The sequence below is a fragment of the Streptomyces resistomycificus genome, assembly GCF_001514265.1.
Taxonomy (GTDB): Bacteria; Actinomycetota; Actinomycetes; order Streptomycetales; family Streptomycetaceae; genus Streptomyces; species Streptomyces resistomycificus.
The window spans coordinates 947,703-957,767 of the sequence record NZ_KQ948989.1; the positions used below are offsets into that span (position 1 = coordinate 947,703).

Annotated in this window: 9 protein-coding genes and 3 pseudogenes; 3 read left to right on the top strand and 9 right to left on the bottom strand. The window is 69.1% G+C overall.

Translation table 11 applies throughout. The features are described from left to right. The first annotated feature begins 131 nt into the window (after positions 1-131). Positions 132-998, top strand: coding sequence for an RNA polymerase sigma factor SigJ (gene sigJ / locus AQJ84_RS09155; protein ID WP_030042648.1), 867 nt, complete (start codon positions 132-134; stop codon positions 996-998). A 92-nt stretch (positions 999-1,090) separates the two neighbouring features. Here sigJ and AQJ84_RS09160 read toward each other — a convergent pair whose 3' ends face one another. Beyond that, positions 1,091-1,411, bottom strand: a complete 321-nt coding sequence (locus tag AQJ84_RS09160; protein WP_053190136.1) for a hypothetical protein — start codon at positions 1,409-1,411, stop codon at positions 1,091-1,093. A 177-nt stretch (positions 1,412-1,588) separates the two neighbouring features. Here AQJ84_RS09160 and AQJ84_RS09165 point away from each other — a divergent pair, with 177 nt between their 5' ends. Next, the gene (locus AQJ84_RS09165) at positions 1,589-3,103 is read left to right on the top strand and encodes an acyl-CoA synthetase (protein WP_030042646.1); all 1,515 of its coding nucleotides are present in this window, start codon (positions 1,589-1,591) and stop codon (positions 3,101-3,103) included. Between the two features lie 36 nt (positions 3,104-3,139). On the opposite strand, the pseudogene AQJ84_RS40715 reads toward AQJ84_RS09165, so the two are convergent. The 5 genes and pseudogenes from AQJ84_RS40715 to AQJ84_RS09180 form a co-directional block, all read right to left on the bottom strand. Continuing rightward, positions 3,140-3,304, bottom strand: a pseudogene (locus AQJ84_RS40715) (phenylacetate--CoA ligase); the annotation flags it as partial. A 72-nt stretch (positions 3,305-3,376) separates the two neighbouring features. Next, positions 3,377-4,279, bottom strand: a complete 903-nt coding sequence (locus tag AQJ84_RS09170) for a carbon-nitrogen hydrolase family protein (RefSeq protein WP_225877342.1) — start codon at positions 4,277-4,279, stop codon at positions 3,377-3,379. 350 nt (positions 4,280-4,629) lie between these two features. Further along, on the bottom strand, positions 4,630-4,797 hold the full coding sequence (locus tag AQJ84_RS09175; protein ID WP_157874907.1) for a hypothetical protein: 168 nt from the start codon (positions 4,795-4,797) through the stop codon (positions 4,630-4,632). Between the two features lie 225 nt (positions 4,798-5,022). After that, positions 5,023-5,308 (bottom strand): annotated as a pseudogene (locus tag AQJ84_RS45245) (helix-turn-helix domain-containing protein); the annotation flags it as partial. 218 nt (positions 5,309-5,526) lie between these two features. Next, a complete protein-coding gene (locus tag AQJ84_RS09180) occupies positions 5,527-5,955 on the bottom strand; it encodes an ester cyclase (RefSeq protein WP_051870106.1) in 429 nt (142 codons plus the stop codon). A gap of 364 nt (positions 5,956-6,319) precedes the next feature. On the opposite strand from AQJ84_RS09180, the gene AQJ84_RS44020 reads away from it, so the two are divergent. After that, complete coding sequence (locus tag AQJ84_RS44020; RefSeq protein ID WP_225877341.1) at positions 6,320-6,460, top strand: hypothetical protein; 141 nt, start codon at positions 6,320-6,322, stop codon at positions 6,458-6,460. Between the two features lie 322 nt (positions 6,461-6,782). Here AQJ84_RS44020 and AQJ84_RS09190 read toward each other — a convergent pair whose 3' ends face one another. The 3 genes and pseudogenes from AQJ84_RS09190 to AQJ84_RS09205 all read right to left on the bottom strand — a co-directional run bounded on the left by AQJ84_RS09190 (position 6,783) and on the right by AQJ84_RS09205 (position 9,757). Continuing rightward, positions 6,783-7,544, bottom strand: a complete 762-nt coding sequence (locus AQJ84_RS09190; protein ID WP_030042642.1) for a GNAT family N-acetyltransferase — start codon at positions 7,542-7,544, stop codon at positions 6,783-6,785. An 888-nt stretch (positions 7,545-8,432) separates the two neighbouring features. Next, positions 8,433-8,690, bottom strand: a pseudogene (locus tag AQJ84_RS09200) (transposase); the annotation flags it as partial. Positions 8,691-8,842: 152 nt separating this feature from the next. Then, positions 8,843-9,757 (bottom strand): phytanoyl-CoA dioxygenase family protein, encoded by a 915-nt coding sequence (locus AQJ84_RS09205; protein ID WP_030042639.1) that lies wholly within the window; start codon positions 9,755-9,757, stop codon positions 8,843-8,845. Between the last annotated feature and the right edge of the window lie 308 nt (positions 9,758-10,065).

Here is a 10,065-nt window from a genome sequence, read left to right on the forward strand (position 1 = left end):
CAGAGCCCGGCGCGGTCCGCACCCGGTGTTCCCTCACACCGGGTGGCGCGACGGGTTCGTGGCGGAGTTGACTGGGGTCCTCACCCCGACGGCGACCACCGCCCGCCGAACGACTGGGAAGGACACGGGAATTGGAAACCCCCGAGCCGGCGACCGAACAGTTCGAGACCCACCGTCCTCTGCTGCTCGGGCTCGCCTACCGGCTCCTCGGCAGCATGGGAGACGCCGAGGACATCGTCCACGACGCCCACCTGCGGTGGACCGGCACCGAGCGCGCCCAGGTCCCCGACCCCAGGGCCTTCCTCACCACCGTCGTGACCCGGCGCGCCCTCGACCGGCTCAAGTCGGCACGGGTGGCCCGCGAGGCCTACACCGGGCCCTGGTTGCCCGAGCCGGTGGCCACCGACGCGCTCGGTCCACTGGACACGGCCGCGCAGCGGGACACCCTCGCCTATGCCACCGTCCACTTGATGGAGCGTCTGTCACCCCCGGAACGCGCTGTCTTCGTGCTGCGCGAGGCCTTCGGACTGCCGCTCGGTGAGATCGCCCGCATCCTCGACGCCACCGAGACGAACTGCCGGCAGCTGCACCTGCGCGCCGGCCGCCGACTGGCCGCAGGACGGGACCGGTTCACGCTCTCCGAGGACGACCACGCCAAGCTGCTGGCCGGCTTCCTGGAGGCCGCTCAGAACGGCGACCAGGCCCGGCTCGCCGACCTGCTCAGCGAGGACGTCGTCGCCTGGAGCGACGGCGGCGGCAAGGTCAGGGCTGCCCTGTGGCCCATCGAGGGCCGCCCGCAGGTCGTCGCCTTCGCCACGAACCTGGTCGCCCGCTACCCCTTCGGCTCGCCGCGCCGCGTGAGCGTCAACGGCCGGCCTGCCCTCGCGATCACGGTCGACGGCGTCGGCCAGCTCGTGACGATCGACGTGTCCGAAGGCCGCATCGACGGCATCTACGCGGTCCTCAACCCCGACAAACTCGGCCACGTCCCGGGCTGACGAAGGGTGTGGTTCCGCTCCATCCCGCTCCATCCCGTTCCGTCCAGGTTCCGTGCGGGACGGGACAGGCGCGAGCCGAGCGGCGAACCGCCTCAGACGTCGAGCCCGCCGGGGACGGTCTGCTGCGCCCGGCAGAACGGCGGCGGCCGCCCTGCCATGGGTGTGCGGGGTCGCTGAGCAGCAGCCCACGGCCGTTCGCCGTCGTGGTGCCGCCTGCAGGTGACCGGGTTGGGGCCCATGTCGGCGGTGTCGGCGAGGAGTTCGCGGGCGGCCTGCGGGGCGGCCTGCGGGGCGGCCTGCGCGGTGGCCCGGCGTCCGGAGGCTCGGCAGCCGTCGGCCGCCGTCGGTGTGGTGGCGGTCGGCGGCCGAGCCGCCGTGATGCCGTCCGCGCCCCGGCCCTGGCCGCCGAGCACGGCCGCCGAGCACGGCCGGCGAGCAGGGCGACGGCCGCGACAGCGGTTCGTCTCAGGTGGGTGCGCATCGTGCCTGCCGACGTCCTTGCGGGAAGGAGCGGTTGAGGGTTCCGGCTGGTACGGGTCCTGGACCCCTGTGCTTGACCTCCTTGTGCCGTGGACCGAGGATCATGTGTCATGACGCCCGGACACGGCAGCACGGTTGACGGAGTACTCCGACGCAGCGCCCGACGCACCCCGGCACGGGTCGCGGTGGAGTACGGGGACCGCTCCTGGACGTACGCGGAACTCGACGAGGCCGTGTCCCGCGGGGCGGGCGTCCTCCTCGGCCAGGGCCTCGAACCCGGCGACCGGGTGGCCGCCTACGGCCACAACTCCGACGCCTATCTGATCGGCTTCCTCGCCTGTGCCCGCGCGGGCCTCGTCCACGTACCGGTCAACCAGAACCTGACCGGTGACGACCTCGCGTACCTGGTCGGCCAGTCCGGCAGCTGCCTGGTCCTCACCGACCCGGAACTCGCCGGGCGACTGCCCGGACCGACCCCCACCCTGCCCCTGCGCGACACCGAGGACTCCCTGCTGGCGCGACTGCCCACGACACCCGCCCACGACGGTCCCGAGCCGCGTGGCGAGGACCTGGTGCAGCTGCTGTACACCTCGGGGACGACGGCCCTGCCGAAGGGCGCGATGATGACGCACCGCGCCCTGGTACACGAGTACCTGAGCGCGATCACCGCTCTCGATCTCAGCGCGGGCGACCGGCCGGTGCACTCGCTCCCTCTCTACCACTCGGCGCAGATGCACGTGTTCCTGCTGCCGTACCTCGCGGTCGGGGCGACCAACGTCATCCTCGACGCCCCCGACGGTGACGTTCTCTTCGACCTGATCGAGGCGGGCCGCGCGGACAGTCTGTTCGCGCCGCCCACGGTGTGGATCGGCCTGGCGAACCGTGCGGACTTCCCGTCCCGTGACCTGAGCGGTCTGCGCAAGGCGTACTACGGCGCGTCGGTCATGCCGGTGCCCGTGCTGGAGCGGTTGCGTGAACGGCTGCCGAAGCTCGCCTTCTACAACTGCTTCGGGCAGAGCGAGATCGGCCCCCTGGCCACCGTCCTCGCGCCCGACGAGCACAAGGGCCGGATGGACTCCTGTGGCCGGCCCGTCCTCTTCGTGGACGCCCGCGTGGTCGACGAGGACGGCAAGGACGTGCCCGACGGCACCCCCGGCGAGATCGTCTACCGCTCCCCGCAGTTGTGCGAGGGCTACTGGGACAAGCCGGAGGAGACCGCGGAGGCCTTCCGCGATGGCTGGTTCCGCTCCGGCGACCTCGCCGTGCGCGACGCCCACGGGTACTTCACGATCGTCGACCGGGTCAAGGACGTCATCAACTCCGGTGGCGTACTGGTCGCCTCACGCCAGGTCGAGGACGCCCTGTACACCCATGAGGCGGTCGCCGAGGTCGCCGTGATCGGCCTGCCCGATGAGCGGTGGATCGAGGCCGTCACGGCGGTCGTCGTCCCGCGCGGAGAGGTCACCCAGGACGACCTCCTCGCGCACGCCCGCGAGCAGCTCGCCCCCTTCAAGGCACCGAAGCGGGTGGTGTTCGTGGACGAACTGCCGCGCAACGCGAGCGGGAAGATCCTCAAGCGCGAGCTCAGGGACCGGTTCTCCGGCAGTCGGTCTTCCGGGAGTTAGCGCCTCGCCGGGGAGTGGGACCTGTGGCCTCGCTCGTCAGCGCGGGCGCAGGTCCTCGATCCGCCGGATCTTGCCCACGGACCGTTCCAACGACTCCGGGCCGACGATCTCCACGGCGACCGACACACCGATGCCGTCCTTCACGGCCGACGTGATGGCCCGCGCGGCCCCGTCCCGCTCCTCGGCAGTGGCGTCTGGCCGGATGAATCCGAGGTGCTCGCGGCGCCGGGAGCCATCCCGTACGCGCGAAACACCTCGGATTCTGCTTCTGAGCTAGAAGGCCGCTGTCCGGTCTTCGCTGCGCGGGTCGATCACCTGGTGCTCGGTGTAGATGCCCGATCGTGCCTCACGACGCCAGGGACGCCCGTAGGTCACTGCGTCGGCGGCGGCTTCGGAACTGTCGTCGAGGTTCACGACAGCCACCGATGGCGAGTCGTCCGCGGGGCACCGCGCAAGCCAGTGGCCATTGGGAGCGACAATTCCGGACGGTGCGGTGGCGCTGTGCTGTGCCGGCCCTGACAAGCTGACCCAGTAGCTGTTGACCGCCGCGTGGCCTTGGGCTTGGGCGGCGATGTTCCCCGGGGTGCCGCTGGTGGAGAAGAGGACGCAGTCGACGTCCAGCTTCTCGTATTCCGCGAACAACTCCGGGTAGTGGATCTCCATGCCGAGCAGGCAGCCGAAGCGCACACCGTCGACCTCGAAGGTCACCGGTGAGACGCCCGGCGAGTACATGTACGAGACCTTCGTCTTCGACAGGAGGCGCTCGTCGTAGCGCGTGATGACGGCGCCGCGATCGGAGATGACGTAGAGGCTGTTGTGCGGGCGGTTCGGCTCGGTCAGGCGGTGCACCGAAGCAATCACCGTCCACAGCCGCAACTCGCTGGCCAGCTCGGCGATCGCCGCCAACTCCGATTGGAGCACCGGCCACTGGCACCGGTCCCAGTCCGCCGGGCCGACCTCGTCCGGGCCCTCGACGGACATGACGAACTTGCTGGGAAAGCAGATCGCGCCTTCCGGAAAGTGCACGATCCTCGCTCCCTGAGCACTGGCCTCGCGCATCAGAGCACGGACCTCACGCCCGCTTTCGCGCAGCGCTTCAACGTCTCGGGGGTCTTCGCGTACGAGCGTCTGCGCTACGGCGAGCCGCACGCTCTTGGGATTCCTTGCTTCCGACATGACGTCTCCTGATGGAGTCGGACGGAAGTGCCGCAGAGCGGACGTGTAGGACTCACCGGTCTTGGCGGCGCGGGCACGCACCTGGCGCTTGAAGTTCCTACGGGCTGTCATCGCGGCCTTCCACGCCTTGAGCGACGGCTCCCCGGCAACCTCGCCCGAGGCGATCGGGCTGCGACAACGACCTGAGACGCTGGTCCCTTTGCCTCCGATGGGAGACCGTGCTGGGGACGGTCGCGGGAGGTTCGGCGTAGGCCACGCAGTCGGTCATCATGCCGTCGCTCGCAAGCTCCGTCAACATCCTTCAACCCGTCCAGCGAGCCGTCACTTGGCCGGCGGCTGAGAGAAACACCTCAGCTCAACCCGCTGAACTTGACAGAGAACGACCCTGTGGCCTGCCAGCGGTAGTTGTCCAATTCGAGCCGCCAGTCGGCCGGGAACGCCCGGGCGACGCGGCTCTTGCCGCTGCCGGCGTCGCCGATCATGGCGAGCAGAAACGGTCCGTCGGGCAGGGTGAGCACGGACTCGCTCCGGGAACGCACGCAGGCCTCCAAAAGGCCTCGAAGGCGCACGGCCGACTAGAGATCTTTAAGGGTGCGGGTTACGTGGGGTCGTGACGGTGGGCGGCGCTATGCCGGAGGGATGAGGTATCCCGATGGCGGCGGGCTGACGGCCGAGGAGCGGGCTCGGAGTGACCCGCAGCGGAGCGTCGGCCGCGGAGCGCGACTACGAGCACCTGCCGCGCGGAACCGGCGGCGCACGACCTCGCCGGTGCGGGCCAGTGTCCAGCACTGGTCACTCCAGCCACACGCAGCCGGACCGGCCTCCAACACCGTCTCCAGAGCACATAGTTGACCGACATCGAGCTTGCAGCGGGCGCCACCGGGACCCTTGGAGAGCAGTGCCTGGCGGCCACCCGAGGCCAGGGCCCGGCGCCAGCGGTTCGCCGACATCCGGGTCACCCGGAACCGCCCGGGCCACCTCCCGGTCACTGGTTCCCGCCTCGATCAAGTCAGCCGCCGCAAGCCGGATCTGGGCGGCAGGTGTGCGAGGCGATGGACATGGAGATCGCGTCCAACACCATCAACAACACCAGCCTGAAACTCAAGCGGCTGACCGAGCGCGGAAGCCTGGTCGAGACCGAGCAGGGCTTGTTCACCCAGCCGCGGCCGTAGTCGCCCGGCGACGCTGCGGCCGGCCCGCCTACCCCTCCCGAAAGGGTGAAACAGGCATCAACTCACGCAACCCTCTCAGGACTGCAACTGGGCGAAGAGCGTCGCCAGGTCGATGAGGCCCCAGTGGTCGGTGAGCTTCCCGTCGGCCACCTTGAACATGCGGACCTCCAGCACCTTGATCGATCGGCCGGTGGCGGGAGTGCCGTTGAAGGACCCGGTGTTCGTGCCGGTGAGGATGAAGCTGATCGCGAACCAATCGTCCTCGGCGACGACACGGACCGGCGTGGCGGCGAAGTCGGGGACCGCGTCGAGGAACGACGTCAGCACCGCGCGGGTCTCCTCGACGCCGGTGATGGTGCCGTCGGCGGCGTGGTTGCGGAAGTCCGGCGCGTACAGGGCGAACAGGGCGTCGATGTCATGCAGGTTGACGCGCCTGACGTACTCATCGGCAAGCCGGTGCAAGTCGGCGGCGGACGTTCGGGGCTCGACGTTCGAGGAAGACATGTGCTTCTCCAATGTGGATGGACGGAGCGGCTCCGCCCCGGTGATGGACAGGGGAATCGGGTCGAACAGGCGGGTTGGACGAGCAGGGTCTGGCACGTTTCCGACTTGCGCGAGTGCGACCACCCCTTCCGAGCCCGGGACCCGCCGGTCACGAGCGTCATCACGGGGAGGGCGACCACTCATTAACGTACGATCGTAATGCTATCGGGGCGACCGAGAGGCCGCAAGCGAGTTCCGAGGCGAGTGGGATCGTGTGGCGGCCTACCGGTCGAGCACCAGGGCACGCCGTCAGCCGTGAACGTCACGGCGGAGAACGGGGCGCAGCGTGTGCGGCAGAAAGCGCCGCGTCGGCGATGACGAACACTTGACGATCAACCGGAAGACCATCACTGCTCTCGCTGGCCGTCTCCCGGCCCAGACCGCCGCGCCCGACCTGTTCGAGCACCCGGACTACCCCCGCATCCTTGCCGTCTTCAACGAGGTCACCGGCCCTCCGGGCCCGTGATGTCTGCGAAGCCCTCGACCACGAACCGCTGCCGAAGAACATCGATGGCACCCGCGCCAAGCTGAAACGCCTCGTCAGGCTCGATGTCCTCACCGAGGCCGACGCCGGCAGCTTCACCAGAAAGCAGTAGCCGACCAAGCCCCCGCGACCAGCGGCCCTGCCCCAACCTCACCTGGAAACGGACAACACCTCACGAACCGCCCTCTGATAGCGGCCAGTCGGGATTCCCCACTGGCGGCCAGTTGGCGGGGGGTTGTCTGGCCGCCAGTGATCACTCCGCGTGAGCGGTCCCGCGTCGGCTTGCCACGGTGGAGCCCTGGCCTCACCGGGCCGCGATGTGCGCCGCCCCGAACAGGCGCTTGGCCATGCCGAGGCGTTCATACGTGGCGATGGCCGGCGCGTTACCAGTGAGCACCATGAGCGCGGCGCGGCCGTGCTGGTTGACGAGGGCGTCCACGACGAAGCCGCACACGGCCCGCGCAAGACCGCGCCCGCGGGCGGCGGGGTGGGTGATCACCCCGCCCATGAACCCGCACCCGGCCGCGGACCACGCGTCCGCCGCCACTGCCAGCGGCTTCGCCCCGACGCTGCTGTCCACCTCGCCGACGACCCCGGCCCAGCGGCGCATGCCCGCGCGTCCCGGCTGCGCGTAAGAGTCAGGGAAGAAGCGGTCGAACAGCGAGGCCGTCTCCTTCTCTTCGCGGGCGTTCAGCCAGCGCACGCCTGCGGCGGCGGCACCGGATGGGGACGTGGCCTCCATCCAGAAGAAGTTGTGGACCGGCGCCAGGTTGGGCAGCTGCCGCACCAGCGCATCGATCAATACAGCTTCCCCCAAGACTCGGTAGGACGGGCCGATCTCCTCCAGGATCCGCCGGACCAACACGGCCACGTCGGCACCGTCGCCCTTGACCGCAAGCCGGTCCTGTTGAGGGTTCGGGCTCGCCACCGCCAGCGCCGCGCCGTGGCACCAGGCCCGTACCCCCGGCCCCAGGCCGTCACCGCCTTGTCCCTGGGCGGCCCAGACCGGATGTCCGTCGCCGGCCGCGGCCTGCTCGATATCGCTGAGCCGTGCAAGTTCCTCCATGCGCCGTGCTTACCAGGCGTTCTTGGAGGCCCGCTGTGACCCAGCCCTCATCGATCACCGCCTGTGATCACGTATCTGGCCGTACTTGGGGAATGTGAAGTGGCCGCCGACAGACTTCCAACCGCCGTAACCTCAGCCATTAATAATCTCTAGCGGCCGGAGCCGCCTGCCCATCGTGCGCCGGATCAGGGGGTGGCAGCCACCGACAGGGACGCGGAAGTGCTCCGCCGACCGGGGGGCGTCCGGTGTGGCCGGTCCTCCACACCGTCCCGATTTGGGATGGATCAGGACAGGACAGGGAGCCGTCAACTGTGGGGGACGCTGCTGGAGCTGGTCGATGGCCGCGTGGTCGGCCAGGGTAGTCGTGATCATGACGCACTGGTACTCCATGCCGGCGAAGACGCCGCGGTGGCAGCGGCACTGGTCCCGGGTTTCGGCGCAGGCCGGGCAGTCCTCCCACTCCAGCGGGTCGTACGGCGCGGTCTCCGGTCCGGGAAGCTCCGGGGCCGTCCGGCGGATGACGGGGGCGTAGGGGCCGGTGAACAGGTCTTCGCGCCAGGTGGGCGACAGGTCGCGGAGGAAGTCAGCCAGGGCGGCCGCTTTCTGCGGGTAGTTGTCGTAGAGCGACGCCCAAATCGGTTGGGCCTCGGTTGCGGGGTCGAACTTGGAGGGCAGCTCTCAGGCGTCGCGGGAGGCCGCCCCCGTCACTCGACCGGTGGCCACTCTGAAAACGCTCACTGACCTGACGCGAATGAGCGGCTGACCGTCAAAGGTCAGCACGCGGGGCGATCTGACCGAGCGGGTGTCAACTGACGTTGGGCATGTCCGGCTGGGTGTTGTTCAGGTAAGCACGAGCCGCGTTGACGAAGCCAGTTGAGGCATCGGCGAAGTCTCGTCGACCACCAGCACCGCCCGCTCGTCGTGCAGGTGCTCCACCACACAGCCCCGTAGGTCGTCACGGACGGCGTCGGAATCCCACTTGGCCCGGCTGAGCAGATGCTGCATGGCGTCCGGGGTGGACTCCCCGGCCCACTCAGCGATCGTCCAGCAGTTCTTTCGCGGCAGGTCCGACAGGAGTCCGAGCACCAGCCGTCGAGCTCGGCGCCGTGGCTCCACCCGGGCGAAGCGGCCCGCGATTCGGCCCATCAGGACCTCGAAATACTCCTGCCAAAGAGTGGGGTCCACGCTGTGACCTGCGGCCACCGCATGGTTTTCAGTCTTCACACCCCGATGATCAACGGTGGCCGCGATCGCCCCCGCACCAGCCCCATCGTCAGGCCACGTGATGCGGCAGGGTGTCAGCCAGGCTGGCGCCAAGGCGTGAGGTCGAGCCCGGGATACCGCAGCGCCATCCCGGCCATCGTCTCCGGGGTCCAGTAGGGATGTCCGGGCGGCGGAAACCCGAATGCCTGGAGCTGGCGCGGTGTGGCCCGCTCGACGAACGTGAACCAATCCTCCTGGATGGCGGAGTAGGCCCAGCCCCGGCGCTGACCCCACTGGACTCCGGAGGGACGGAAGTTCAAGTGCATGGTGAACCGGGCGCCGCGCGGCGCGGTCATGGCTGTTCCGCGATGGACGGTGCCGATCTCGAAGGCGACGACTGTCCCGGCAGTACCGGCCGCGGACACCTCCGCTTCGTACAGGTGCGGGCTGCCGCTGCCGTCCTGGAAGCGGCTCTTGCTTTCGAGGCCGGGCCGCAGATACCTGTCGGGCACGGCGGGGAGGTCGGCCGTGTGCTTCCGCGAGACAAGGTGCGCCGGGCCGAGCTCCTCGGGCACGTCCGCCAGGTACACGAACATCTCCAGCTGGCGGAAGCCGGGCGCAGTGCTGGGCACCAGAAGAGTATGGCCCGGATAGTCGCAGTGCAGGTCCTGGTCGTAGTCGCTGGCACCGGCGTACTTCGCCCAGGCCTCCGCCCCGGAGATCTGGATGTCGTCGTCTTCCAGCAGCGTCTCGGCGAGCGTCAGGACCCGGTGGTTCACAGCCAGCAGGCTGATCTCCGTGCTGGCGAACGGGAAGTAGTCGATCCCGGCGAACTGGTCGCCGATGAATCGCTCGCGTCGTGCATCGGTTGCGTCGTGGAACCCCTCAGCGGAGGGGAAGAGCAAGTCCAGTTCACCTGCCGCGGGCTTCAGCTCATCGGGTGGGATGAAGCCAGGGAGAATGACGAAGCCGTCTTCACGCCACGCTTGCGCCGCTTCTTCGAGGTCCATCGAGCCAGGATCAGCACGGCGGTTGACGCAGGCAAGCGGTTTTCCGGTACCAAGTACACCTCTGGGGCGGACAGTTGCCACTCCAGACCGAGCCGGAAGCATCGCCGCTCCTCAAGCTCGACCGGCCCACCAGACAGCTTGATCACGATCTCCAGCTGGAGTACTAACCCGGAATCGGCTGCTTGCCTGACAGCCCCTGAAAACACAGAAGGCCCGCTCCCTGCACGTTCGCGGAGAGTACGGGCCTTCGTCATGCTCAGTCGGGTGCATCAGGGTGCATCAGGGTGCATCAGGGTGCATCAGGGTGC